Origin of the sequence: Streptosporangium canum (assembly GCF_900113865.1) — a bacterium.
Lineage (GTDB): Bacteria > Actinomycetota > Actinomycetes > Streptosporangiales > Streptosporangiaceae > Streptosporangium > Streptosporangium canum.
The window spans coordinates 119,685-143,215 of record NZ_FOQY01000012.1; the positions used below are offsets into that span (position 1 = coordinate 119,685).

Consider the following 23,531-nt stretch of genomic DNA (forward strand, 5'->3'; position numbering starts at 1 on the left):
CACTAGCAATTAGGAAAGTTTCCTATTAGATTGGCGCCCAAGCCTCTGAGAGCGCTTTCACGGGGGTGCCGGAACAACAGTTTGTCTGCGTGTCTTCGGCCGGTGAGGCCGGCCGGCCGTCAGGCGAGGAGGGTGCATGGAGCGCGGCCCAGAGCTGCTTCGTCTGGCGGACACGGTAGTTCTTCCGGGGTTCGAGGGAAAGTCTCCGCCTGACTGGATCCGTCGGCGTCTCGCCGACGGCCTGACCGGGGTGGTGCTCTTCTCCCGGAACATCGCGACCCCGTCCCAGGTCGCCGACCTGACGGCCGCGCTCCGCGCGGAGAACCCGCAGGTCCTCGTCGGCATCGACGAGGAGTCGGGGGAGGTCACCCGTCTGGAGGCGGCGGCCGGGAGCACCCGGCCGGGCAGCTTCGCCCTCGGTGTCGTCGACGACCTCGACCTCACCGAGGAGATCGCCAGGGACCTCGGCCGCGACCTCGCCGCGGCGGGGATCAACCTCGACTTCGCCCCCTCGGCGGATGTCAACTCCAACCCGGACAATCCGGTCATCGGTCTGCGTTCCTTCGGTGCCGACCCCGACCTGGTCTCCCGGCACACCGCCGCCTGGGTCCGGGGCCTGCAGTCCTCCGGCGTCGCCGCCTGCGCCAAGCACTTCCCCGGTCACGGTGACACCTCCGTCGACTCCCACCACGGCGTCCCGCTGGTCGCGGCCACCGCCGAGGAGCTCCACGAGGTGGCGCTGCGGCCCTTCCGCGCGGCCATCGCCGAGGGCGTGCGCACGGTCATGACCGGTCACCTGCTGGTCCCCGCCTTCGATGACGCGATGCCCGCCACGCTCAGCGGCCGGGTGCTGCACGACCTGCTCCGGGTCGAGCTGGGCTTCGACGGCGTCATCGTCACCGACGGCATCGAGATGGCGGCCGTCTCCGGCCCCTACGGCATCGGCGGCGCCTCGGCGCGGGCCATCGCCGGGGGCGCCGACGCGATCTGCGTGGGCGGAGAGCACGCCGACGAGCACACCGCCCTCGCGGTCCGCGACGCCATCGTGGACGCCGTGATCGAGGGGTGGCTCCCCGAGGAGCGGCTGGCCGACGCGGCCCGCCGGGTCTGCGAGCTGGCTCTGTGGGGCGCGTCCACGGGGCACGTCCGCCGCTCCGCGCCCGCCCGCCCCGATGACGTCCCGATCGGCCTGGCCGCCGCCCGGCGCGCCCTGCGGATCACCCGCCGCTCCGCGTCGGCGGTGCTCCCGCTGCCCGCCCCGCCCCACGTGGTCGAGCTCGCCCCGGAGATGAACCTCGCCATCGAGAAGGACACCCCCTGGGGTGTCGGCGAGCCGCTCGGCAAGCTCCTGCCCGGCACCACGGTGACCCGCCTGAGCGTCTCGACCGCCACCGGCGGGGCGGTCGAGTCCGTGCTCGCCTCCGCGGTGGACCGCCCCCTGGTCGCCGTCGTCCGCGACGCCCACCGCCACCCCTGGCAGACGGACGCCCTGAACCACCTCCTGGCCGCCCGGCCGGACGCCGTCGTGGTCGAGATGGGCCTGCCCGGCCGCTCCGACCTCGGCGCCGTCCATATCGCCACCCACGGGTCGGCCAAGGTCTGCGGTCAGGCCGCCGCCGAGATCCTCGCCGGGGACCTCCGGCTCTGACGTCCGTACGGCCCGCGCCGGCCGGCCGCGCCTGGCGGCGGGAGGGCCCGTCACGGCGGGCCGGGGCAGGCGGTCGCGGGTCAGTACTCCTAAAACGGGTTGATTCATCCAAAAAACAGACATACTTCGTAAAGGCGATCCCCGGCCCGGTCACGGACGCGGCAGGCGGTCCAGTACGGCGTGCGCCTCGGACATGATCCGGCCGATCAGCTCCGCGCAGCTCGGCAGGTCGTCGATCAGTCCGACGACCTGTCCCGAGGCCATGACGCCGAGGTCCGCGCGCCCGTCCACCATGGCGGCACGCAGCAGCATCGGGGTGTTGGCGGCCTGCAGGACCTGGGCCCAGGTCAGGTCGCGGCCGTGTCTCATCCGGCGGCCCTCGCGCACCATCCCGGCCCAGGACATGCCCGACAGCCGCCTGAACCGGGCTCCGTTGGCGACCGCGCGGAGCAGGCGCAGGCGGGAGCGTTCGAGGGAGTCGACGAAGGGGGTGCGCAGGACGCGGTGCGGGACGCCGTCCACCCGGGTGGTGACCACGGTGTCGGACATGCCGAGGTAGACCTCCTTCACCTGGTCGCCGACCGTGGAGTCGGAGGTCAGCAGGAAACGGGTGCCCATCGCGATCCCGCAGGCGCCGTACGACAGGGCGGCGACCAGCCCGCGCCCGTCGAAGAAGCCGCCCGCCGCGATCACCGGGATGTCCACCGCGTCCACGACCTGGGGGAGCAGCACCGTGGTCGGGACCGCACCGGTGTGCCCGCCGCCCTCGCCGCCCTGCACGATCACCGCGTCCACCCCCCAGGCGGCGACCTTCTCGGCGTGCCTGCGCGCGCCGACCGAGGGGATGGTCACCACCCCGGCGTCCTTCAGCCGGGCGATGAGCTCCTGTTTGGGAGCCAGCGCGAACGACGCGACCCGGACCCCCTCACGGATCATGACGTCGATCCGCTCGCGGGCGTCGTCGGCGTCGGAGCGGATGTTCACCCCGAAGGGGGCGTCCGTCCGCTCCTTGACCGCGCGGATCGCGCCCGTCATCTGCTCGACCGTCATCGTGGCCGCCGCGATGATCCCCAGCCCGCCCGCGCCGGAGGTGGCCGCGGCCAGCCGTGCCCCGGCCACGTATCCCATCCCGGTCTGCACGACGGGATACCTGCAGCCGACCAGCTCGGTCAGCCGGGTGGCCAGGGTGGGCGGCGAGGCGGCAGCGGGGGCGTCGGACGGGTCCGGGGCGCCGGCGGAGGCGGCCGGTTCCGGGCCGGAGGTCATGCCGGGGTCTCCCGGCCGGACCGGCGACCGGCGTCGGGGCCGGGAGCCCCGGGGGTGCTTGGGCCGGGGTCGGGGACCTCGCGCTCGCGCAGGGAGCCGGGATCGAGGACCTCGCGGAGGATACGGAGCTCCTCGGCGGTCGGCATCCGGGTCTGGGGCACCGTGTCCGGCACGGCGAGCGGGAAGCCGGTCCTGTCCACGACCTCCGCCACGGTGACCCCCGGGTGGACCGAGGCCAGCCGCATCGAGTGGTCGGGGCTGTCGAAGTCCAGAACCGCCAGGTCGGTGACCACCCGGCGCAGGTCGTGGTGGCGGTAGGCGCTCGGCCCCGCCTCGGCCGCGCGGTCGTGGCCGACGCCGCTGACCATGTCCACCCTCGGGACGAACACCCGGGGCGAGTGCCGGGGGATCCAGTAGCTGGTCGGGTCGCACACGGTGTTGCCCGGCGCGCCCCGCACGCCGAGGAGCTGGGAGCGGGGCCGGGCCCAGTCGCCGATGCAGGAGATGTTGCTGTTGCCGTACCGGTCGATCTGGCTGGCCCCCAGCATGACGTGCCTCCTGCCGTTGAGCACCAGCCACAGATGGTCCCGGAACGGCAGCCAGCCCTCGACCACCTCGGGCGTCCCGCCCAGCGGCGGCACGTCCCCGGTCAGCAGGCAGGTCCCGTCGTGGGTGATCAGGTCGGGCTCGAACGTGAGCCGGGCCAGCCGGGCGGCCAGCACGGTGATCGCGCCGCCGATGCCCGCGGCGAGGATCTCCCCGTCCCCCCGGAACGCCTCCGCGCACGCGACGACGCACACCTCGGCGCGCGTGGCGGTGATCGTCGTCACAGGTCCCTCCTGAGATCCGATGTCGTGTGCGCGGCGCCGGAGCGCCGCGGCGGCCGTGGCCCGGCGCTCACGCGCTCTCCCGCGACAGCCGTACGGCCTCCTGGTAGGCGGCCTCGTCGCCGGACAGGTAGCGCTCCCGGAACGCCTTCCACGCCTCCGGATCGGAGGCCGCGGCCACGTAGGCCCGCTGGAAGGTCTCGTCGCGGTCGTAGTCGGGCTCGCAGCTGGAGAAGTGGGCGCCGCCGGGCGTCTCCACCACGCCGGTCACCATGGACCTGCTGATCAGCAGCGACTGGACCGGCCCCTCCTTGAGCAGGTCGGCGGTGTCCACCAGGCGCTCGCAGGAGACGTAGCAGCGCTCGGCCGCCTTGGCGTAGAGGTCGTCGAAGTAGGGGTCGGGGCCCAGATACTGGGCGTTGCCGCGATGGTCGGCCCGGTTCAGGTGGACGAGGGCGACGTCCATGGTCAGCGCGGGGACCGCGATCAGCTCCTCGCCGTCGGGGTAGGGCGAGCGGACGGTCCGCAGGCCGGGGTTGACCCGCGTCACGTCCGAGCCGAGGCCGGCGCGGGTCGGCAGGAACGGCAGCCGGTGCGCGGCCGCGAGCAGGCCGAACATGAACATGCCCTCGTCGTACTCGGTGAAGTCCACGGCGGCGCTCTGCCGGGCGATCCGGAAGTGCGGTTCGAGAGGGATCGAGTCGAGCGTGACGAACGGCGCGATCACCCTGCGGACCTTGCCGTGGGCGCACAGCAGCCCGACGTCCGCGCCGCCGTAGGAGACGATCGTCAGGTCGTCGAGCGGGGAGCGGCAGATCGCCCGGACCAGGGCCATCGGCTTGCGCCGCGAGCCCCAGCCGCCGATCCCGACCGTCATGCCGCTCCGCAGTGACCCGACGACCTCCTCGACCGTCATCACCTTGCCGGTCATCGCCCCTCCTCGCCCGGTGTCCCGTCCGTCCCGGAGACGAACGCCTCGCGGTGCCTGTCGCCGGCGCCCATCAGGTTGAGCTCGAAGGTGAAGCCCTGCTCGAACCGGTAGCTGCGCCTGACGTCGACCGGGTCGATGCCGTTCAAGGATTCCTTGGCCCGGCGGATGACGTAGGGGTCCTTGCCGGCTATCACGGAGGCGACCTCGAAGGCGGCGTCGCGCAGCTTGTCGCGGGGGACGACCTCCAGCACCGAGCCGAAGGCGTGCAGTTCGGCGGCGGTGACGTTGCGGCAGGTGTAGACCATGGCGCGCATCAGGTGCTGGGGGACCAGCCGGGCCAGATGGGTGGCCGCGCCCAGCGCGCCGCGGTCCACCTCCGGCAGGCCGAAGTAGGCGTCCTCGCTGGCCACGACGATGTCGGCGTTGCCCGCCAGGCCGACGCCGCCCCCCAGGCAGAACCCGTGCACGGCGGCGATCACGGGGACCTCGCACTCGTACACCGCCGCGAACGCCGCGAAGCACCCCCGGTTGGCCCCGACCAGCGCGGCGTGCCCGGGGGTGGCCTGCATCTCCTTGACGTCCACCCCGGCGTTGAATCCCCGGCCCTCCGCGCGCAGCACCACGGCGCGGGTGCCGGGGTCGTGCCCGGCCTCCCGCACGGCACGTGCCAGCTCGAACCAGCCCGAGACGGTCAACGCGTTGACCGGGGGCACCTCCACGACCACCTCGGCGACCGGTCCGCCGCCGTGCAGAGTGATTCCCATCGCGCCTCACTGTTCGCACCTAACGCTTGCTTGGTACGGTAGCACGCGACGGGCCGGGCGGAAGATGGTGAGGCGTCATGCGGATCTCCTACGACTACGCCGGGTCGGTCGTGCTGGTGACCGGCGGGACCAAGGGGCTGGGCGCCGGGATCGCCGGGGCCTTCCTGGCCGCCGGGGCCCAGGTGGTCGTGTGCGCGCGCAAGGAGCCGCGGGCGCTGCCCGAGGGCGCCCGGTTCGTCGCCGCCGACGTGCGGGACCCGGCGGAGGTGGACCGGCTGATCGGGGAGATCGAGGAGCGGCACGGGCGGCTCGACACGGTGGTCAACAACGCGGGCGGCTCGCCGTACGCGCCGCTGGCCGGGACCTCGCCGCGGCTGCACGCCCGGATCGTCGAACTCAACCTGACCGCCCCGCTGCTGGTCGCCCAGCGCGCCCACCCGCTCCTGGAAGCGGCCGGCGGCTCGGTCGTCATGATCGGCAGTTCGAGCGGCGCGCGCCCCTCGCCCGGCACCTCCGCCTACGGCGCGGCCAAGGCCGGCCTGCACCATCTGGCCGCCTGCCTGGCCGCCGAGTGGGCGCCGCGCGTCCGCGTCAACACGGTGGTCGTCGGCCTCGCCGAGACCGAGAGCGCGGCCGGTCACTACGGCGGCCCCGAGGGGGTCAGGCGGATGGGCGCCACCATCCCCGCCGGCCGGATGGCCCTGCCCGGCGACGTGGCCGGGGCGTGCCTGTGGCTGGCCGCCCCCGGCTACGTGACCGGGGCCGAGATCCTCCTGCACGGCGGCGGCGAGATCCCCGCCTGGCGGGAGATCGCATCTGGACACGACGGGTGAACTCCCGGAAAACTCTGCATGATCACGACGAAAGGGACCTGCTTGACTCCCTCCCTGAGGCTGACGCCCGGGGTCTCCACACCCAAGGAGATTTGATGAGCGGTATCTGCGACGGACGTGTGGTGATCGTGACCGGGGCCGGGCGCGGCATCGGGCGGGAACACGCCCTGGAGTTCGCCAAACAGGGGGCGAAGGTCGTGGTCAACGACCTCGGCACCGGACCCGGGGGAGACGGCCGGTCCGGCGGGCCCGCGCTGGAGGTGGTCGAGGAGATCCGCGACCTGGGAGGCCGGGCGGTGGCCAACAGCGACGACGTCGCCGACTGGGAGGGCGCGGAGCGGCTGGTCAAGGTGGCGCTGAGCGCCTACGGGCGGCTGGACGTGCTGGTGAACAACGCCGGGTTCCTCCGTGACCGGATGCTCGTCTCGATGACCGAGCAGGAGTGGGACGAGGTGATCCGGGTCCACCTCAAGGGCCACTTCCTGCCGCTGCGGCACGCCGGGGCGCACTGGCGGGAGCGGGCGAAGGCGGACGGGCCCGTCGACGCCCGCGTGATCAACACCTCCTCCGGCGCCGGACTGCTCGGCAGCGTCGGACAGGGCAACTACGCCGCGGCCAAGGCGGGCATCGCGGCCCTCACCCAGGTGGCCGCCGCCGAGCTCGGCCGCTACGGCGTCACGGTGAACGCGATCGCCCCGGCCGCGCGGACCCGGATGACCGAGGAGGTCTTCGCCGCGACGATGGCCAGGCCCGAGGGCGGGTTCGACGCCATGGACCCGGCCAACGTGGCGCCGCTGGTGGCCTGGCTCGGCTCGGCCGCCTCCGCCCACGTCACGGGGCGGGTGTTCGAGGTCGAAGGGGGTGTCGTCTCGCTCGCCGACGGCTGGCGGCACGGCCCCCGCGTGGACAGGGGCGCCCGCTGGGAACCCGCCGAGATCGGCGAGGCGGTCGCGAAACTCCTGAGCGAGGCGGCCGACCCCGAGCCGGTCTACGGAGCGTAGTCACCGACCGGACCGCAGGAGCGGCCTTCGGTGAGAGGCGAGCGCTCAGCTCATGTCCTCCGGATCGAGCAGTCCGAGGCGGAGCGCCGCCCGCTCGTAGACGTCCATCTGAGCGCGTGGGCCGACGGCCAGCACCTGGATCACCGGAAGCGCGCCCGGACGGGCAGCGGGAAGTTCGCGGTAGACGATGCGCCAGCGTGCGAGCCTGGGGATCTCATCGAAATAGAGGCGGCGGCACCCGGTGAGATCGGGGTCGGCCGTACCCATGAGTTCCGTTCCGCGTTCGTCGCCGTAGACAAGATTCTGAATGCGGAGAATCGCGATCTTTTGGAGGCGATGCGTCGGAAGGTTCTTGAGGTCGTCGTGGACCTCTGGTCTCAGGCGTGCGTCGAAGGTTCGTTCACGAGGGGACATATGTCGAAAAGTAGCGAGGCAACTACTCTTCGGAGTTGATGTTTTGGTTTTGCGTCATGCGGCCGACCCGCGCTCTTGTGAGGCTGGGGGCGCCGGCTCCTCGATGTCGATTCCGAGCGATTCGGCGACTTCTTCGAGGCTCAGGTCCTGGTCTGTCGCCGCCTTGGCGAGGCGCTCCCGGATCAGTGGGGCAAGTCGGATCTCGTCGATGAGGTCCGCGAGCTTTTCGTAAAGCTCAAAACTGATGAGAACGGCCTCGGGCTTATATCGACGGCCGATGACGACCGGCTCGGCCTGGACGCCCTGCTCGCCGATGCGGGCGACGGTCTCGCTGAGCTGGGCGCGGGCCGATGAGATGGGCTCGACGCGTACGAACTTCGTCATGCTGTGAGGTTAACACTACCTACAGTGACTGACGCAAGAGTTGTACGGATACTTGTACAAGTTGTCTCTCGTGTCGTGAGCCGAGCGACGACGATGCGACTGATCCTCGGGCTCGACCATCCCCTTGCGGGCACGGCGTTGATCGGCGGCGTCCCGTACCGTGAGATCGGGAACCCGCTGCGGACGGCGGGCGCGGCGCTGGACGCACGGGCACCGCACCCCGGACGGGGGTGACGGGCCCTCTCCGGCGATCAGGGGCGCGTGTCGAAGTCTCCGGCCTTCACCCGGCCGAGGAAGGCGGCCCAGTCCGCCGAGGAGAAGACGAGCTTGGGCCCGCCGGGGTCTTTGGAATCCCGGACGGCTACCACATCGTCCATGTCTGCGACTTCTACGCAGTCCCCGTTGCCTCCGCTGCGCGAGCTCTTGCGCCACACGGCGTTCGTCAGGTCTACCGGGTCGGACATCGCGGTTTCCTTCCAATGGACACTCACGACAGATTCTTCGACGCGTCCATCAGCATAGCTGTGGTGTCCGCCGGGCTGAGGGCCGCTGCTCGGAGGTAATCGAACACCGTCACGTACCGTCGAACATCTGCGGCATCCTCCAGATACAAGCCGCTGGACATGTTCTCCAGGTAGATGACGTCCAAGTCGCTCGGGGCCGGAAACCCCACGATGGTGAACGATCCCGTCATCGCCGGATGCGCCCCGGCTCGGTAGGGGAGTATCTGAATCATGACGTTAGGGCGCCGGTTGGCTTCGGCGAGATGGTGGAACTGGTCGGCTGTGATCTGAGCTGTTCCCACGTGCTGATGTACCACCCCTTCGCCAAGAATGACGGACAGTTCCAACGGATCTTGACCTGTGAGTCGTTTTTGACGCTCCATTCGTACGGAGGCCCTGCGTTCGACGTCTTCCGGAGCGTCTCCGGGACGTGAGGCCGCAATCACCGATCGTGCGTACTCTGCGGTCTGCAGCAGTCCGGGAACCAGTGTCTGCTGGTAGGTCCTTGTGGATGCGGCTTCGGCTTCCAGCCCGATGAGCGTCGCGTACTCGCCTGGCAGCACGTCTCCGTAGTTCTGCCACCATCCCCGCTGCCGCGCCTCCTTGGCCAGAGCCAGCAGCGGTTCCCGGCCAGTCTCGACAACGCCGTACATGTCCAGGAACGCGCGGAGGTCTCTCGGCCGGATGCCCCTGCGGCCGGTCTCCATCCGGCTGATGGAGGCCGCCGTGAGATCCATGCGCTCGGCGACTTCCTGCATGGACAGCCCGTGCTCGATGCGCAGCCGTCGCAGCTCCGAAGCCAATCGGCGTCTACGCACGGTGGGGCTCGTGTCGGCGGCCATGGCCGTACCTTCTTTCGGCTCTCGGGTTTGGAAACTGCCGATGGAAACTTCCTGAGGTAACTACCAAAGAGATGCGGCCTGCGGTAGCTTCCACGGAGTGTAGCCGAATGATTACGAAGGGGGAGTGGTGATACCAACGCCGATACGAAAGCACGACTCGCGAGAAGCGGGGTTCATCCACCTGGTGCGGCTCGGCCTGGATCTGCGAGGTCTCGGCGTCCGTACCTCGCTGGCGGTGCCCGTCGGCGGGCGGCCGGTCCTGGAGATCATGTCGGCGGGTGAGACCCGCACCCGCATCACGGTCATCCGCCGTGCCTGCGGATGGGCCTTCACCTGGCGCCCCTGGTGGGCGCGGCTGTGGCGGCCGGGCCAGTGGATATGGGCCGAGGCGGACAACGCGGCCGACGTCATCGTCTCGGCGGTGATCGCATGAGCGGGTCTCAGCGGACCGTCTGCCGGCACGAACGTCAGCGAGCGACCTCCACCCGATGGGGCGCCCTGCGGCTGCTCGGCCACGCGGAGTTCCCCGGCACGCCGTACTCGGTGTCCACGGCACGTCTGTGGGTGCGCGACCTGCTGTCCGGGAGGATCGCCGACGCCGTCCTCGACGACGTGGTGCTGCTGCTGAGCGAGGTGGTCACCAACGCCGTCGTCCACTCCGACTCGGGACGCGCGCCCGGCGGCTCGGTGATGGTCTGCCTGGGCGTCGGCGGCGGCCTGGTCCACGTCGAGGTGATCGACGACGGGTCCGCGACGAGCGTTCCCTTCATCCACGCCGCCAACGCCGACAGCGACGGCGGGCGCGGTCTGTTCCTGGTGGAGGTGATGGCGGCCGGGTGGGGCACGCACCACGACGACGAGGCGGGCAACGCGGTCTGGTTCCACCTGGCCGACGCCACGTCGGGCACGTCCGCGCCCGCCGAAGGCCGCCTGCCGGGAAGCGCGTGCCGCTGAGGCACTCCGGCGACACGTTCCCGGCGAACGATCGCGGCCGTCCCCCTACGGCGGCCGGCCCTGCGCTCCTTCCGGCAGTGACGCGTCAGCAACGGTGGCCACTCCGAACGGCCCCGCCGCGATCGCTTCAGCGTCACCGAGCCCGCCGGGCGGCCGGAAAGGGAGCGGCTACGGCCCGCACGCCGTACGGCGGAGCAGAGAGGCGCGGAGGTGGGCGGGTGTTCCGGCCGGCGTATAAAAGCCCGCAACCATCGCGCCCGCCAGGCCGGAGGCCTGAACCACGAGACGGTGACTGAGACGGCCGGCCGGAACACCCGCCCGCCGCAGCGCGCGCCGGGCGGTGGCGGCGGCACCGTTCAAACCCGCTCCGGCCCAGGACCGCTCCTCCGTGCGATGCCGTACGGGGAAGGTCAAAAGCGCGGCGAGGGCCGGTGGGGGGTCAGGACCGCGCATCCGTGCGATGCCGTACGGGGTGGAAGGTCAAAAGCGCGGTGAGGGCTGGTGGGTGGTTCAGGACCGCTCATCCGTGCGGCCCCGTAACGCCTGCACTGACGATCCGCAGGATGTGGTTAATGTCTAGGTATGCACCTTGTGTAAGGTCCCTCCTATTCAGTTGGTACTGACATAAGAGGCATTCCATGAGCGTTTCCGCAGCCTACGTGACCTTTGCCGACCCGGACGGGGTCGACGACGAGCAGGAGGCCGCCCTCGCCGCCTGGGCCGGGGCCGGGGTCACCGGACATGTCGTGCGCTGGGACGACCCCGAGGTCGACTGGGCCGCGTTCGACGCGGTCGTGGTCCGCAGCGTCTGGGACTACGTGGACCGGCGGGCGGAGTTCCTCGACTGGGCCCGCCGGGTCGAGTCCGTCACCCGGCTGCTCAACCCGGCCGCCGTGCTGGAGCGCAACACCGACAAGACCTACCTGCGGGATCTGAAGGCACCGGCCATCCCCACCTACTGGGTCGGCCCGGGCGAGGCCGTGGACTTCCCGGTCCTCGACGAGTACGTGGTCAAGCCCACGGTGTCGGCCGGGGCCCGCGACACGATCAGGACCGGGGACCGGGGGGAGGCCGAGGCCCACGCCGCCCGGCTGGCCGCCGAGGGGCGGACCGCGATGATCCAGCCCTACCTGGACATGGTCGAGACCGAGGGGGAGACCTCGCTGCTCTACTTCGGCGGCCGGTTCAGCCACGCCATCCGGCGCAACCCGATGCTGGCCGGCACCGCCACCGCGCCGGGGGAGGGGGACGGCCACGGCGAGCTCCGCACCCCCGACCCGGACCAGGTCGCGCTGGCCGAGCAGGTGCTCGCCGAGTTCCCCGGCGTGCTCTACGCCCGTGTCGACCTGGTCCGCCTCCCCGACGGCAGCCCGGTCCTGATCGAGCTGGAGCTCACCGAGCCCTACCTGTTCCTGCGTTACGCCCCCGACGCGGCGGCCAACCTGGCCCGCGCGCTGGCCGAAGCGCTCTGACCGCAGGGTCACCATACGACCGGCCGGAGCCGCCCGCCGGAGACCACCCGCGTGCGGCGCCGTACGGCACGCGGATGTGCCGTCACCTACGGCACACGGATGCATCGGTACGGCGTGCGCCCCGTTTCCAGGGCGCACGCCGCGCCGGTCACTGCGGCAGGACGACCGCGAGCGGGGACACTCCGGCGGTGCGCAGCGCGCCCGGGAGCCTGCCCGCCCAGGGGTGCTCGTGCAGGCCGAGGCCGCCGGGGTTGGCGACCGTGAACCGGACCGCGCCGCCGGTGGCGGCCTGCTCGGCCCAGGTGGCCCCGAAGCCGTTCAGGGCCGTGCGGACCTTGTCCCCGTCGGCGGCGGGGACCGTGAGGCGGATCGGCGACTCCCGGTCCGGGATGGCCGCCGCGGCACGGGAGGCGTCGGGCGCGGGGACGAGCGCCCGCGCCCGGGTGGCGGGCAGGTCGGCGGTGATCGCGTTGGCGACGATCTTCGCCGTGCCGTCGGTGAAGGCGCGGAAGTTCGGCTCCGCGGCGAACAGCACCGCGTGGCCGCTGCCCACCGGCTCGTCCACCACGGCCGCCGTCCCGCCGAGCTCCCCGGCGCCCAGCGCGAAGCCGGACAGGAACCAGTCGGGCGAGTCCGCCGCCGGGTAGGACGCCACCACGTGCGCGGGGTCGGCGGCCCGCATCACCAGGTCGTAGGCGTAGAACTGCATGACGCTCGACCCGACGCCCTCGCTCAGCGGCCCTCCGGCCACGGTGGTCCGCAGGAGCGAGCCGGGCACGTCGGAGGAGGGCTCGGCCAGCGTCACGCCGGAGACTCCCGCCAGCGCGGCGAGCTGGGCGCCGCCCGACCAGCCGACGTACCGGCCGCCCCGGCCGACCCAGTCCTTCAGCGCGGTGCGGCCCGCCTCACCGAGGGCGGTCGCGGCCGCGTTGGCCGGGCCGTCCGGCACCAGCAGCACGTCGACGTCGCCGAGCTTGCCCGCGGCGACGTCGGCCGGGACGAGCACCTGGTAGGGCAGCTTCCAGTCGCGGTCCAGGCGGTGGCGGAGCCAGCCGCTGGACTCGCCGGCGTTCTGCGCAGCGCTCGCCATCTGCAGCACGCCGACCCTGCGCGGGGTGGTGAGCCGGGTCGAGGGGGCGTCCACCGGCCGGACCGGGGTGGCGGCGGGCAGCAGCACCTGGCCGGAGGAGCCGCCGGAGACGTTGCCCAGCAGCGGCAGGCTCCAGGCGGTCACGTCGTAGAAGTAGGGGAACGGGGTGTAGGTGTCCTCGTTCAGCATGCCCTGGATCCAGTGCTTCTGGCCCTGGGCCAGCGGGATCCAGTAGGTGCCCCGGGGCAGGGTGGTGCGCGCCTCGGGCCTGCCGTACGCCTTGAAGTCCTTGACCGTCAGCGGCCTGGCCAGTTTGTACACCTGGACGTCCATGCGCTGCAGGCGACGGACGACGAGGTCGGTCTCGGCCTTCTTGGCCGGGTCGTCGGCGCGCAGGAAGTAGTGGCGCACCCTGCGGTCGGGCACCTGGGTGATGACCTCGTTGCCCGGGTTGTAGACCTGGTTCGGCTCCAGCCGGCCTTCGAGGCCCTGCTTCAGTGCGTCGGCGTACATGCCGTGCCAGGTGGTGAGGATCTCGGTCTTCCTGGCCGCCGCCGCCGACAGGGAGACCCACTGGGTGAGCCACTGCTCGAAGGTCCGGGCGGCGATCGGCGAGGCGTTGCCCTTCTCGAAGGTCATGCCCGCCGCGTTGAAGCCGGTCGTCGGGACCGTGTCGCCGTAGCCCATGTAGAACATGTCGTAGACGTCGCGGTTGAAGAACGGGATCCCGCGCCGGGTGAACTCGCCGATCATCGCGGCGCCGTAGGTGTTGTTGATCCAGTCGACGGCCGGCTCGGCGATGTCGTGGTAGATCGGGTCGGCGTTCGGCGGGAAGAAGTATTCGGTGCCGCCCATCTCGTGGGCGTCGATGAAGAGCTGCGGCGGATACTTCCGCATGAGCTCGATCTTGCCGTCGGTCTCCGGCTGGGTGCGGGCGAACCAGTCGCGGTTCATGTCGAAGGCGTAGGCGTTGCGCCGGGTGTCGGCCTCGCGGCCGTCGGGGTTCTGCGTCGGCAGGATCACCACGACGGCGTTGTCCAGGATGCGGCCGGCCGCGCAGTCGTCCCGTCCGGCCAGGTCGTAGAGGGTCTTGAGGGCGGCGTCGGTGCCGCTCTCCTCTCCGCCGTGCACGTTTCCGGCGACCCAGAGGATCGCGGGCGTGTTCCTGGCGAGGGCCCTGGCCGCGGGGGCGGGGGTGAGCGGGTCGCGCAGCAGTTTGATCGAGGTCTCGATCGCGCGCAGGTTGCGGATGTTGCGCGGGGTGCCGACGATCGCGTACTTCAGCGCGCGTCCCTCGGCGCTGGTGGCCAGCGTGCCGGAGGTGACCCGGTCGCTGGCCCGGTCGATCGCGGTCAGCAGGGTGTCGGACTCCGCCGTGGTGACCTCGCGTTCGCCGAGGTCGAAGCCGAGCACGCTCTTGGGCGTGGGCACCTTGCCGTGGTAGACGGGGGTGGTCCGGGTGGCGTCGCAGGTGGTGGTGGGGGATGTGACCGGGGCGGGCTCCGCCTGAGCGGCCCCGGCGGGAAGGGCGATGGCGACGGCCATGACGGCCGGTGCGATCACCTTGAGGCGGTTCACCATGTGATCACGCTGTCATCTGGGACGAATGACAACAAGATATGAAATTTTACACTTGTGTTACGGGTGAGGCTTCAAGGGCACAGCGCAGAGGTCAGCAGGGTCATGGCCGCCTGATGAGGGTCCCCGGAGAACGGGGTGATCGACAATGTGACCTGGCGCGAACCGTCGGCCGAGCCGGCCTGGTGATGCCGACCATTGGGCGCGATGACGCGCTGACAGCGGCGGGGGCGTTCCGCCGGAAGCCTGTTCCGTGGATCGGCTCAGTCAGGGCTGTGATCGTTGATGGGACGAGGGCCGATCTGGCGCGCTGCTCGGGCGAAGGCGCGAATGAGCGGGCTCTCCGCCCCGGTGCGCCAGACGAGTACCCATTCGGTCAGCGGGGCGTCCAGGATCGGCAGCAGGACGATGCCGGGGTGGGTGTAGTAGCGCGCCACATGCGCGTTGAGCGGGCACATGCCCTGCCCGGAGGCGACGAGGGCGAGAACCTCGTGAAAGGTCTTGGCGGCGGGACCGCGAGGTACGGGGCGTCCGCTCGGCGTGTGAGCGGGCGCCATGGCCTCGATCCAGTAGTCCGGCGGCCCTGCCGCGGGAGCGATGGTGGGGTGGTCGCCGAAGTCCTCCATCGAGGCCGCCTCCTTGACGGCCATCGGATGGTCGGCCGCGATCGCGAGCACGCGGCCCTCGGTCAGTGTGACGGGGCCGACAGTCATGCCGGGTTCGCGGACGGGCGACCACATCAGTTGCATGTCGACGGCATTTTCGCGCAGGGGGGTGAAGGCGTCGGCGAAATGGAACTCCTGGAGCTGGACGTCGCAGTTGAGATGGCGGGCGCGGAACGCGTCGATCACCGGGCGCAGTTCGTTCCCCAGCGCGCCCATGACACCCAGCCGGAGTGTCCCACTCGCTCCGAGGCCCGAGGCGGTCGCGCGGGCGAGGCCGGCCTGGATCAGGTCGTATCCCTGCCGGAGGTCGTCGCGTAGCCGGCAGCCGATCGGGGTCAGGGTCACCGTACGGCTGGTGCGGTCGAACAGGGCGGCGCCGATGCGTCGCTCCTGTCTTTTGATCGACTGGCTGACCCGCGCCGAGGACACGTGCAACCGCTCGGCGGTCCGGCCGAAGTGCAGCTCCTCGGCCAAAGTCAGGAAGATCTCGATGTCCCGAAACTCCATGAACGCCCATATTTCGTTAAGTGCCAGGTTACGGAACGCTACCTGATCTGGCATTGATCCCGATCAGGGTGATGCCCGACGCTGGGGGCTGCCTGAAAACACCTTTTCGGCTTGCTTTGTAAGGAAACCGCAGATGTCCCTGATCGTTCCGGACTTCGACGAGTCCGTGATCGTCCGCTCCGCCGAGGCCGAAGTGATCGGCCGGGCCCCGACCACCATCCGGCTGCTGGCCGACAGCGGCTCCACCGGCGGCGCTCTGTCCGCGCAGCGGGTCACCCTGCTCAACGGCGCCGACGGCGCCAAGCCGCACCACCACGCGGGCTCGGCGGAGCTGTTCTACCTGCTGGAGGGCACCGCCCAGCTGCTGTCCGGCGACCAGGTCGTCACCGCCGAACGCGGCGACCTGGTCATCGTGCCGCCCGGCCTGGCGCACGCCTTCGCGGCCGCCCCGGGTGAGGACGCCGACATCCTCATCGTCATCACCCCCGGCGTCGAGCGGTTCGAATACTTCCGCCACCTGGAGCGCGTCGCCTACGGCAAGGTGCCGCCGGAGAGCCTGCTGGAGGTCCAGGAGCTCTACGACACCTACTTCCGGGACAGCGCCGCCTGGAAGGACCGTCCTTCGGCATGAGGAAGATCCTTCACACGGCCCACATCTACATGATCGTCGGTGTGGTCAGCGGCCTGTACTACCGCGAGATCACCAAACTGAACGACTTCACCGGCGACACTCAGCTCGGGGTCGTGCACACGCACCTGCTCACGCTCGGGATGTTGTTCTTCCTCATCGTGCTGATGCTGGAAAAGACCTTCACCCTGACCGCCGGCAAGCTCTTCACCTGGTTCTTCTGGGTCTACAACGCGGGCCTGGCGCTGACCGTGCTCATGATGACCGTCCACGGCACCCAGACCGTGCTCGGCGTCCAGACGAGTCCAGTGATCTCCGGTATCGCCGGACTCGGCCACATCCTGCTGACCGTCGGCCTGATCCTGCTGTTCACCGACCTGGGCAAGCGGCTCCCGGCCAAGACCGGCTGACCGGGACCCTAGGACGTCGTCCCGTGGGCGGAGATGCCGCCGTCCACCGGGATGATCGCCCCGGTCACGTAGGCGCCGGCCCGTGACGACAGGAAGATCGCGGTTCCCGCCATGTCCTCCGGAGTGCCGATCCGGCCCAGCGGCACGTGGGACTCGATCGCCGAGCGGGTGGCCGGGTCGTCGAGCGCGAAGGCCATCATCTTCGACTCGAACGGGCCCGGCGCGATGGCGTTGACCGTGATCGACTCCCGGGCCAGCCGCTGGGACAGGTGCCGGGTGAGCATGTGCACGGCGGCCTTGGCGGCCGAGTAGGCGTAGTTCTCCATGGAGGGCACCCGGATCCCGTCGATCGACCCGATGTTGATCACTCTGGCCGGGTCGCCGGGGCTCGCGGCGGCGCGCAGCAGCGGCAGGAACCGCTGGGTCAGGTGGAACACGCCCTTGACGTTGATCCCCCAGAGCTTGTCGAAGGCGTGCCCGGGATAGTCCTCCAGCGGTGCGCCCCAGGTCGCTCCGGCGTTGTTGACCAGCACGTCCAGCCGTGACTCCCGCGCGGTGACGGCGTCGACGAGCGCGCAGACGCCCTCCTCGGTCGACAGGTCGGCCGGCACGGCCACGCATCCCAGCTCGGCCGCGGTCTTGCCGACCTCGGCGGCCTTGCGCGAGGAGATGTAGACCGTCGCCCCGGCCGCCACGAACCCGGCCGCGATCATCCGGCCGATCCCGCGCGATCCGCCGGTGACGACGACGGTCTTGCCTTCCACCGAGAACAGAGTCATGTTCCGCAGCATGCCGCACCTCCGGCGACCCGTCCATACCGAGCGGTTGGTTGAAAAATAATGTCATGTAAAGAAACGAGAATGAAACAATCTTCCATCACTCGTTGACATGCCCCGTCTCTATGGTGTGCCTTCATCTACAACGGTTCACCGGCTCGAAGATGGGGCACCACCATGACGAGAATGGGCGCGCGGCTGGCCGCGCTTGGACTGACGCTGCTGCTGGCGATACTCCCGGCGACGCAGGCACTGGCCGGAAAGGCGCCCGAACCGGGGACGCAGGCACTGGCCAGACAGGCGCCCGAACCGGGGAAGAAGACCGTGCGGCTGGGCGTGACCCAGGCCGTCGACTCGATGAACCCGTTCCTGGCGGTCCGGATAATCTCCTCGTCGATCCACCGCTGGATGTACGGGTTCCTCACCGTCCCCGACCCCAAGACCCTGCAGCCCAGCCCCGACCTCGCCGAGTCGTGGGAGACGTCGGACGACAAGCTGACCTGGACCTTCAAGATCCGCGCCAACGCCAAGTGGTCGGACGGCAAGCCCGTCACCGCGCAGGACGCGGCGTGGACCTTCAACACGGTCATGACCGTCGACGCGGCCAAGCAGGCCAACGGCCCGGCGGTGGAGAACTTCGAGAGCGTCACGGCGACCGACGACCGGACCCTGGTCATCAAGACCAGGAAGCCGCAGGCCTCGATGCTGGAGAACCCCATCCCGATCGTGCCCAAGCACGTCTGGGAGGCCGTCGGCGACATCGGCAAGTTCGAGAACGACACGTCTCCGGCCGTCGGCGCCGGCCCGTTCATCGTGGCCGAATACAAGAAGGACACCTACGTCAAGCTGAAGGCCAACCCCGGCTACTGGCGCGGCGCCCCCAAGATCGACGAGCTGCACGTCCTGTTCTACGAGAACCCCGAGGCCGCCAACGCGGGCCTGAAGAAGGGCGAGATCGACCTGATCGGCCGGCTGGCCGCTCCCCAGTTCGAGGCCCTGGCGGGCGACCCGAACATCGTGCAGTGGAACACCCAGGGCCGCAGGGCCGTCTACCTGCAGCTCAACCACGGCGCGCAGACGATCGACAACAAGCCGGTCGGCGACGGGCACCCCGCGCTGAAGGACCCGAAGGTACGGCAGGCCATCCACTACGCGATCGACAAGAAGGCCCTGGCCGACCAGGTGCAGAGCGGTCTGGCCGTGCCGGCCGACGGGTCGATCGTCCCGCCGATGTACCAGGAGTTCTTCTGGAAGGCCGAGGGCGACGACCTCGTCACCCACGACATCGCCAAGGCCAACGAGATCCTCGACGAGGCCGGCTACAAGAAGGGCGCCGACGGCGTCCGGACGACGCCCGACGGCAAGCGCAAGCTGGAGATGCGCTTCAGCATCCACACGGACACGCCCGTCGAGGACAAGATCGCGCAGTTCCTGACCGGCTGGTTCAAGGAGATCGGCATCCCGCTCTCGACCAGGAAGCTCGACGCCAACAAGTTCACCGAGGAGACCGGCTTCACCGGCCTGTTCGACATCGCGATCAGCGGCTGGTCGGTCAACCCCGACCCCGAGGAGGTCCTGGCCACCCACCTGTGCAGCCGCAGGCCCACGGCGAGCGGCGAGGGCGGCGGCACCGAGTCGTTCTACTGCGACCCGGAGTACGAGAAGCTCTACCAGGAGCAGCTGAGCGAGCTCGACCGGCCCAAGCGCGCCGAGATCATCAAGCTGATGCAGAAGCGCCTCTACACCGACGCCCCGGTCATCGCCGTCTACTACCCGAACAACCTTGAGGGCTACCGCAAGGACCGCATCACCAGCATCACCCCGATCCCCGAGGACAAGGGCATCCTGTACGGCGGAAGCGGCTACTGGCCCTTCTACTCCCTGGACGCGGTGGCGGCCCCGGCCGGCTCGACCGGCGGCGGCTCCGGCACCGGCCTCGCCGTGGGCGTCGCCGTGGCCGTGGTGCTCGTCGGCGCGGGCGGGTTCCTCCTGGTCCGGCGGCGTCGCTCCGTAGCGGACGAACGCGAGTGACGTCCCGATGACAGTCCCTCCCGACACCCTCCTCGACCCCGGGCCCGCCGCCGACCCGGCGGCGGGCCCGGGGAAGGGGCGCGGCGCCCGCCGGCCGGTGCTGCGCTACGCGCTGGCGAAGATCGGCGGGGCCGCGCTCAGCATCGGCATGGTCATCGTCGCGACGTTCTTCCTGTTCCGGCTGATCCCGGGTGACCCCGCGATCGCCTACACGCGCGACGTGCCGCTCAGCCCCGAGCAGCTCGACCTGCTCCGCCGCCAGATGGGGCTCGACAAACCCCTGACGCAGCAGTTCCTCGACTTCGTGACGCGGACCCTCCGGCTGGACCTCGGCACCTCCTACGAGTACAAGCGCCCGGTCACCGAGCTCATCGCCGACCGGGTGGGCCCCACCCTGGTGCTCGTGGGCACCGGGCTGGTCATCGCGGTCAGCCTGGGCCTGTGGCAGGGCACGAGGGCGGCGTGGAACCACGGCAGCCGGTTCGACCGCTTCTCCACCGGCCTGTCGCTCGTCCTGTGGTCGGTGCCGACCTTCTGGCTGGGGCTGCTGCTCCTGATGGTCTTCGCCGCCGGGGTGGGGCCCATACCGGGGATCTTCCCCACCCGGGGCATGGAGGACGTCGACGCGCCCGGCGGGCCGATGTACCTCCTCCACGTCGCCCACCACCTGGTGCTGCCGTGCCTCACCCTGGTCGCCGTGGTCTACGCGCAGTACCTGCTGGTCATGCGCTCCTCGCTGCTCGACGAGATCGGCCAGGACTACGTGACCACCGCCAGGGCGAAGGGATTGCGCGACGACGAGGTGCGGCGGCGTCACGCCGTGCCCAACGCGCTCCTGCCGACCGTCACGCTGGTCTTCATCCACATCGGGTTCGTGGTGGGAGGGGCGGTGTCGGTGGAGACCGTCTACTCCTGGCCGGGCCTCGGCCTGCTGTTCTACGAGGCGATCAAGGGCCCCGACTTCGCGGTCATGCAGGGGACGTTCATGGTCGTGTGCACCGCGGTGATCGTCATGAACACGCTGGCCGACGTGGCCTACCACGTCCTGGACCCGAGAGTGAGGTCGGCGTGAGCGTCACCCGGACCCGCCGCAGGGCGGCGTTCTCGCGCTTCCGGCGGGAGTACCGCCGGCAGCGGGCCGGACTGTACGGCGCGGCGATCCTCGTCGCGGCCGTCGTCCTGGCCCTCCTCACCCCGCTGATCACCGACCCGGCCGGCATGGACGTCACCAAGGCGACGGGCGCCAAGATGTCCCCCCCGAGCCTGGACTTCCCGATGGGCACCGACGAGTCGGGCCGCTCCGTCCTGCTGATGGTCCTGTGGGGCTCGCGCGTCTCCCTGCTGATCGGCTTCATGTCGGCCCTGCTCAGCATGACCATCGGCACGGTGATGGGCATCGCGGCGGGGCACTTCCGCGGCTGGGCGTCGGCCGTGCTCATGCGGATCACCGACTGGTTCCTGGTCCTGCCGTCGCTCGTGCTGGCCCTGGTGCTCGCGGCCATCCTCGGCGGCGGCACCTCCACGATCATCCTGGCGATCGGCGTGACCTCCTGGGCGTCCACGGCGAGGCTGATCAGGGCGCAGACCCTGTCCGTCGAGGCCAGGCCGTACATCGAACGCTCCAGAGCCCTCGGCGCGGGGCACTGGCACATCATGACCAGGCACGTCCTCCCGAACGTCGCCCCGCTGGTGCTGGCCAACACGACCCTGCAGGTGGCCAGCGCCATCGTCGCCGAGTCGACCCTGGCCTTCCTCGGCGCGGACTCGGGCAGCGTCTCGTGGGGCGGCATGCTGCGCGGCTCCTACGACTGGGGAGCCGCCACCTCCGGCGCGTGGTGGTACGTCCTCGCGCCCGGCCTGTGCATCGTCGCGGTCGTCATGGCGTTCACGCTGTGCGGCCGGGCGCTGGAGGCCGTACTCAACCCACGCCTGCGGGGGGCCTCCCGATGAGCCTGCTTCAGCTGCGCGACGTCGCGGTGACCTACCGGGCCGCCGCGGGCGAGGTGCCCGCCGTGCGGGGGATCTCCCTGGACCTGGCCGCGGGCCAGGCCCTCGGCGTGGCGGGGGAGTCGGGGTCGGGCAAGTCGACGCTGGCCATGGCCCTGCTGCGGCTGCTCCCCAAGGACGCGCGGGTGACCGGGGAGATCCTGCTGGACGGCGAGGACGTCCTCACGATGAAATGGGGGCGGCTCCGCGCGGTGCGGTGGGCGTCGGCCTCGGTGGTCTTCCAGGGAGCCCAGCACGCCCTGAACCCGGTGCGGCGGATCGAGGACCAGATCGCCGAGCCGCTGCTGGTCCACGGGCTGGCGACCCCGGCCGCGGCGCGGCGGAAGGTGGCGGAGCTGCTGGAGCAGGTCGGCCTGCCCGCCTGGCGCGCCCGGAGCCACCCGCACGAGCTGTCCGGCGGGCAGCGCCAGCGCGTGATGATCGCCATGGCCCTGGCCTGCTCGCCACGCCTGATCATCGCCGACGAGCCGACGACCGCTCTGGACGTGATGATCCAGGCGCAGGTGCTCGCGCTGATCCGCTCGCTCATCGCCGAGCACGGCATCAGCCTGATCATGATCTCTCACGACCTGTCGGTCCTGGCCTCGATGTGCGACCGGCTGGCGGTCATGTACGCGGGCCGGGTGGTCGAGTCGGGGCCCTCGCACGAGGTCTTCCAGGCCCCCCGGCACCCCTACAGCCGGGCGCTGGCCGCGGCCTTCCCCACGGTCGGGGACCCCGCCTCCCGGCTGGCGCCGAAGGGGCTGGGCGGCGACCCGCCCGACCCGATGCGCCTGCCGGGGGGCTGCTCCTTCCACCCCCGGTGCCCGGTGTCGCTGCCGTCGTGCGCGTCGGCGGACGTCGAGCTGTGGCCCGCGGGCGAGAGCCGTACCGCCGCCTGCGTGCACGTCCTGCCGGCGGAGGAGAAGACCGAAACCCCCGGCATCTCGGTCATGCGACCGGCGAAGGAGGACGCATGACCCTGCTCGAAGCACGGGAGCTGCACATGGAGTTCGCCTCGCGCGGGCGGCGCGCCCGCGCCGTGGACGGGGTGAACCTCACGGTGGGGGAGGGGGAGATCGTCGCGCTGGTCGGCGAGTCCGGCTGCGGCAAGACGACGCTGGCGCGCACCCTGCTCGGCCTGGAACGGCCCACCTCGGGATCGGTCCTGTACGGCGGGACGCCCCTGTCCTACTCCTCGCGCGCGCTGAAGGCCTACCGCCGCGAGGTGCAGCTCGTGCTGCAGGACCCGACGGGTTCGCTCAACCCCCGCCACACCGTCTACGAGGCGGTGGCCGAGGGGCCGCGCATCCACGGCATGCCGGACGAGGAGGAGCGGGTCGCGTCGGCGCTGTCGCGTGCCGGGCTGCGCCCGCCGGAGCGGTTCTTCCACTCCTACCCCCACGAGCTGTCCGGCGGCCAGCGGCAGCGCGTCGTCATCGCCGGGGCGCTGGCGCTGGACCCCCGGGTCCTGGTCGCCGACGAGCCGGTGGCCTCGCTGGACGCCTCGGTCCGCGGCGAGATCCTCGCCCTGATGCTGCGGCTCCGCGACGAGCTGGGGCTGTCCGCCCTGGTCGTCACCCACGACCTCGGCCTGGCCTGGAACATCGCCGACCGCGTCGCGGTGATGTATCTCGGCAGGATCGTCGAGTCGGGGCCCGTCGAACAGGTCCTGACGTCGCCGTCACACCCCTACACGCGGGCGCTGCTGTCGGTCCTGCCGGAGTCGCCGTCGCCCGTGGTGCTGGGCGGTGAGCCGCCGGACCCGACCCGGATCCCCCAGGGTTGCCGCTTCCACCCGCGCTGTCCGGTCCTCGCCGCCGGTGCGGCGGCCGAGGCAGGGGTCGACGGCCGGTGCAGGTCACAGCGGCTTCCGGTGCTTCCCGCCGCGGCCGGCCCCCAGGTCGCCTGCCACTACGCCGCGGTACGCCAGGGGTAACCGTCGTCCGACCTCCGTCCCGACGCCCGGACCCACGGGCGCGATGGGCGGTTCATCCGCACATCGCAACTTTGTCGCCACG

At 71.0% G+C, this 23,531-nt stretch carries 25 protein-coding genes; 14 read left to right on the forward strand and 11 right to left on the reverse strand.

Features of this window, described 5'->3' with window-relative positions:
* Nucleotides 1-136 precede the first annotated feature (136 nt).
* Nucleotides 137-1,648 carry a glycoside hydrolase family 3 protein gene (locus tag BM085_RS19460; RefSeq protein ID WP_093888373.1) on the forward strand — a complete coding sequence of 504 codons (1,512 nt, stop codon included), beginning with the start codon at nt 137-139 and terminating at the stop codon, nt 1,646-1,648.
* A 150-nt stretch (nt 1,649-1,798) separates the two neighbouring features.
* Here the strand turns inward: BM085_RS19460 and BM085_RS19465 are convergent, their stop codons facing one another.
* The 4 genes from BM085_RS19465 to BM085_RS19480 all read right to left on the reverse strand — a co-directional run bounded on the left by BM085_RS19465 (nt 1,799) and on the right by BM085_RS19480 (nt 5,436).
* A complete protein-coding gene (locus tag BM085_RS19465; protein WP_245789440.1) occupies nt 1,799-2,914 on the reverse strand; it encodes an NAD(P)H-dependent flavin oxidoreductase in 1,116 nt (371 codons plus the stop codon).
* On the reverse strand, nt 2,911-3,744 hold the full coding sequence (locus BM085_RS19470) for a CoA-transferase subunit beta (protein WP_245789442.1): 834 nt from the start codon (nt 3,742-3,744) through the stop codon (nt 2,911-2,913). Before BM085_RS19470 ends, BM085_RS19465 begins: the two co-directional genes overlap by 4 nt.
* A gap of 67 nt (nt 3,745-3,811) precedes the next feature.
* Nucleotides 3,812-4,672 carry a CoA transferase subunit A gene (locus tag BM085_RS19475; protein ID WP_093888374.1) on the reverse strand — a complete coding sequence of 287 codons (861 nt, stop codon included), beginning with the start codon at nt 4,670-4,672 and terminating at the stop codon, nt 3,812-3,814.
* Complete coding sequence (locus BM085_RS19480) at nt 4,669-5,436, reverse strand: enoyl-CoA hydratase family protein (protein WP_093888375.1); 768 nt, start codon at nt 5,434-5,436, stop codon at nt 4,669-4,671. Before BM085_RS19480 ends, BM085_RS19475 begins: the two co-directional genes overlap by 4 nt.
* Nucleotides 5,437-5,513: 77 nt before the next feature.
* Between BM085_RS19480 and BM085_RS19485 the strand changes: the two genes are divergently transcribed.
* Nucleotides 5,514-6,269 carry an SDR family oxidoreductase gene (locus tag BM085_RS19485; RefSeq protein WP_093888376.1) on the forward strand — a complete coding sequence of 252 codons (756 nt, stop codon included), beginning with the start codon at nt 5,514-5,516 and terminating at the stop codon, nt 6,267-6,269.
* A 95-nt stretch (nt 6,270-6,364) separates the two neighbouring features.
* Complete coding sequence (locus BM085_RS19490; protein ID WP_093888377.1) at nt 6,365-7,270, forward strand: SDR family oxidoreductase; 906 nt, start codon at nt 6,365-6,367, stop codon at nt 7,268-7,270.
* Between the two features lie 45 nt (nt 7,271-7,315).
* Here the strand turns inward: BM085_RS19490 and BM085_RS43175 are convergent, their stop codons facing one another.
* Together BM085_RS43175 and BM085_RS19500 are read right to left on the reverse strand one after the other, a co-directional pair.
* Nucleotides 7,316-7,684, reverse strand: coding sequence for a hypothetical protein (locus tag BM085_RS43175; RefSeq protein ID WP_143120986.1), 369 nt, complete (start codon nt 7,682-7,684; stop codon nt 7,316-7,318).
* A gap of 54 nt (nt 7,685-7,738) precedes the next feature.
* Nucleotides 7,739-8,068, reverse strand: coding sequence for a type II toxin-antitoxin system Phd/YefM family antitoxin (locus BM085_RS19500; RefSeq protein WP_093888379.1), 330 nt, complete (start codon nt 8,066-8,068; stop codon nt 7,739-7,741).
* Nucleotides 8,069-8,143: 75 nt separating this feature from the next.
* Here BM085_RS19500 and BM085_RS43180 point away from each other — a divergent pair, with 75 nt between their 5' ends.
* The gene (locus BM085_RS43180) at nt 8,144-8,302 is read left to right on the forward strand and encodes a hypothetical protein (RefSeq protein WP_245789444.1); all 159 of its coding nucleotides are present in this window, start codon (nt 8,144-8,146) and stop codon (nt 8,300-8,302) included.
* Between the two features lie 17 nt (nt 8,303-8,319).
* Here the strand turns inward: BM085_RS43180 and BM085_RS19505 are convergent, their stop codons facing one another.
* On the reverse strand, nt 8,320-8,532 hold the full coding sequence (locus BM085_RS19505; RefSeq protein WP_086576061.1) for a DUF397 domain-containing protein: 213 nt from the start codon (nt 8,530-8,532) through the stop codon (nt 8,320-8,322).
* A gap of 23 nt (nt 8,533-8,555) precedes the next feature.
* Complete coding sequence (locus tag BM085_RS19510; protein WP_093888380.1) at nt 8,556-9,413, reverse strand: helix-turn-helix domain-containing protein; 858 nt, start codon at nt 9,411-9,413, stop codon at nt 8,556-8,558.
* Nucleotides 9,414-9,537: 124 nt separating this feature from the next.
* On the opposite strand from BM085_RS19510, the gene BM085_RS19515 reads away from it, so the two are divergent.
* The 3 genes from BM085_RS19515 (at nt 9,538) to BM085_RS19525 (ending at nt 11,839) form a co-directional block, all read left to right on the forward strand.
* Nucleotides 9,538-9,846, forward strand: coding sequence for a hypothetical protein (locus BM085_RS19515; protein ID WP_245789446.1), 309 nt, complete (start codon nt 9,538-9,540; stop codon nt 9,844-9,846).
* Nucleotides 9,843-10,367 carry an ATP-binding protein gene (locus tag BM085_RS19520; RefSeq protein ID WP_177245170.1) on the forward strand — a complete coding sequence of 175 codons (525 nt, stop codon included), beginning with the start codon at nt 9,843-9,845 and terminating at the stop codon, nt 10,365-10,367. The genes BM085_RS19515 and BM085_RS19520 overlap by 4 nt, the downstream gene beginning before the upstream one ends.
* Nucleotides 10,368-11,005: 638 nt before the next feature.
* Nucleotides 11,006-11,839, forward strand: a complete 834-nt coding sequence (locus BM085_RS19525) for an ATP-grasp domain-containing protein (RefSeq protein WP_093888382.1) — start codon at nt 11,006-11,008, stop codon at nt 11,837-11,839.
* Nucleotides 11,840-11,987: 148 nt separating this feature from the next.
* Here BM085_RS19525 and BM085_RS19530 read toward each other — a convergent pair whose 3' ends face one another.
* On the reverse strand, nt 11,988-14,510 hold the full coding sequence (locus BM085_RS19530; protein ID WP_093888383.1) for a M14 family zinc carboxypeptidase: 2,523 nt from the start codon (nt 14,508-14,510) through the stop codon (nt 11,988-11,990).
* 260 nt (nt 14,511-14,770) lie between these two features.
* Nucleotides 14,771-15,679: a LysR family transcriptional regulator gene (locus tag BM085_RS19535; protein WP_093888384.1), complete on the reverse strand. Its 909-nt coding sequence runs from the start codon at nt 15,677-15,679 to the stop codon at nt 14,771-14,773.
* Nucleotides 15,680-15,812: 133 nt separating this feature from the next.
* On the opposite strand from BM085_RS19535, the gene BM085_RS19540 reads away from it, so the two are divergent.
* Together BM085_RS19540 and BM085_RS19545 are read left to right on the forward strand one after the other, a co-directional pair.
* Nucleotides 15,813-16,310, forward strand: a complete 498-nt coding sequence (locus BM085_RS19540; protein ID WP_093888385.1) for a cupin domain-containing protein — start codon at nt 15,813-15,815, stop codon at nt 16,308-16,310.
* Nucleotides 16,307-16,717 carry a DUF2871 domain-containing protein gene (locus BM085_RS19545; RefSeq protein WP_093888386.1) on the forward strand — a complete coding sequence of 137 codons (411 nt, stop codon included), beginning with the start codon at nt 16,307-16,309 and terminating at the stop codon, nt 16,715-16,717. Before BM085_RS19540 ends, BM085_RS19545 begins: the two co-directional genes overlap by 4 nt.
* Before the next feature lie 8 nt (nt 16,718-16,725).
* Here the strand turns inward: BM085_RS19545 and BM085_RS19550 are convergent, their stop codons facing one another.
* Entirely contained in the window at nt 16,726-17,496 is a 771-nt protein-coding gene (locus BM085_RS19550) for an SDR family oxidoreductase (protein ID WP_093888487.1), read from the reverse strand.
* Nucleotides 17,497-17,670: 174 nt separating this feature from the next.
* Between BM085_RS19550 and BM085_RS19555 the strand changes: the two genes are divergently transcribed.
* The 5 genes from BM085_RS19555 to BM085_RS19575 are packed head-to-tail and all read left to right on the forward strand — an operon-like array spanning nt 17,671 to nt 23,449.
* Nucleotides 17,671-19,524 (forward strand): ABC transporter substrate-binding protein, encoded by a 1,854-nt coding sequence (locus tag BM085_RS19555; protein WP_093888387.1) that lies wholly within the window; start codon nt 17,671-17,673, stop codon nt 19,522-19,524.
* A 7-nt stretch (nt 19,525-19,531) separates the two neighbouring features.
* Nucleotides 19,532-20,596 carry an ABC transporter permease gene (locus BM085_RS19560; RefSeq protein WP_093888388.1) on the forward strand — a complete coding sequence of 355 codons (1,065 nt, stop codon included), beginning with the start codon at nt 19,532-19,534 and terminating at the stop codon, nt 20,594-20,596.
* Nucleotides 20,593-21,474, forward strand: a complete 882-nt coding sequence (locus BM085_RS19565) for an ABC transporter permease (protein ID WP_093888389.1) — start codon at nt 20,593-20,595, stop codon at nt 21,472-21,474. Before BM085_RS19560 ends, BM085_RS19565 begins: the two co-directional genes overlap by 4 nt.
* A complete protein-coding gene (locus BM085_RS19570; RefSeq protein ID WP_093888390.1) occupies nt 21,471-22,490 on the forward strand; it encodes an ABC transporter ATP-binding protein in 1,020 nt (339 codons plus the stop codon). The genes BM085_RS19565 and BM085_RS19570 overlap by 4 nt, the downstream gene beginning before the upstream one ends.
* The gene (locus BM085_RS19575; protein ID WP_093888391.1) at nt 22,487-23,449 is read left to right on the forward strand and encodes an ABC transporter ATP-binding protein; all 963 of its coding nucleotides are present in this window, start codon (nt 22,487-22,489) and stop codon (nt 23,447-23,449) included. The genes BM085_RS19570 and BM085_RS19575 overlap by 4 nt, the downstream gene beginning before the upstream one ends.
* Nucleotides 23,450-23,531: the final 82 nt, after the last annotated feature.

Coding starts and splice junctions, on each gene's coding strand:
- BM085_RS19460 (WP_093888373.1), top strand. CDS start 137: ATGGAGCGCGGCCCAGAGCTGCTTCGTCTGGCGGACACGGTAGTTCTT.
- BM085_RS19520 (WP_177245170.1), top strand. CDS start 9,843: ATGAGCGGGTCTCAGCGGACCGTCTGCCGGCACGAACGTCAGCGAGCG.
- BM085_RS19510 (WP_093888380.1), bottom strand. CDS start 9,413: ATGGCCGCCGACACGAGCCCCACCGTGCGTAGACGCCGATTGGCTTCG.
- BM085_RS19475 (WP_093888374.1), bottom strand. CDS start 4,672: ATGACCGGCAAGGTGATGACGGTCGAGGAGGTCGTCGGGTCACTGCGG.
- BM085_RS19550 (WP_093888487.1), bottom strand. CDS start 17,496: ATGACTCTGTTCTCGGTGGAAGGCAAGACCGTCGTCGTCACCGGCGGA.
- BM085_RS19530 (WP_093888383.1), bottom strand. CDS start 14,510: ATGGTGAACCGCCTCAAGGTGATCGCACCGGCCGTCATGGCCGTCGCC.
- BM085_RS19465 (WP_245789440.1), bottom strand. CDS start 2,914: ATGACCTCCGGCCCGGAACCGGCCGCCTCCGCCGGCGCCCCGGACCCG.
- BM085_RS19545 (WP_093888386.1), top strand. CDS start 16,307: ATGAGGAAGATCCTTCACACGGCCCACATCTACATGATCGTCGGTGTG.
- BM085_RS19540 (WP_093888385.1), top strand. CDS start 15,813: ATGTCCCTGATCGTTCCGGACTTCGACGAGTCCGTGATCGTCCGCTCC.
- BM085_RS19570 (WP_093888390.1), top strand. CDS start 21,471: ATGAGCCTGCTTCAGCTGCGCGACGTCGCGGTGACCTACCGGGCCGCC.
- BM085_RS19535 (WP_093888384.1), bottom strand. CDS start 15,679: ATGGAGTTTCGGGACATCGAGATCTTCCTGACTTTGGCCGAGGAGCTG.
- BM085_RS19500 (WP_093888379.1), bottom strand. CDS start 8,068: ATGACGAAGTTCGTACGCGTCGAGCCCATCTCATCGGCCCGCGCCCAG.
- BM085_RS43175 (WP_143120986.1), bottom strand. CDS start 7,684: ATGTCCCCTCGTGAACGAACCTTCGACGCACGCCTGAGACCAGAGGTC.
- BM085_RS19525 (WP_093888382.1), top strand. CDS start 11,006: ATGAGCGTTTCCGCAGCCTACGTGACCTTTGCCGACCCGGACGGGGTC.
- BM085_RS19505 (WP_086576061.1), bottom strand. CDS start 8,532: ATGTCCGACCCGGTAGACCTGACGAACGCCGTGTGGCGCAAGAGCTCG.
- BM085_RS19485 (WP_093888376.1), top strand. CDS start 5,514: ATGCGGATCTCCTACGACTACGCCGGGTCGGTCGTGCTGGTGACCGGC.
- BM085_RS19490 (WP_093888377.1), top strand. CDS start 6,365: ATGAGCGGTATCTGCGACGGACGTGTGGTGATCGTGACCGGGGCCGGG.
- BM085_RS19575 (WP_093888391.1), top strand. CDS start 22,487: ATGACCCTGCTCGAAGCACGGGAGCTGCACATGGAGTTCGCCTCGCGC.
- BM085_RS19555 (WP_093888387.1), top strand. CDS start 17,671: ATGACGAGAATGGGCGCGCGGCTGGCCGCGCTTGGACTGACGCTGCTG.
- BM085_RS19480 (WP_093888375.1), bottom strand. CDS start 5,436: ATGGGAATCACTCTGCACGGCGGCGGACCGGTCGCCGAGGTGGTCGTG.
- BM085_RS19560 (WP_093888388.1), top strand. CDS start 19,532: ATGACAGTCCCTCCCGACACCCTCCTCGACCCCGGGCCCGCCGCCGAC.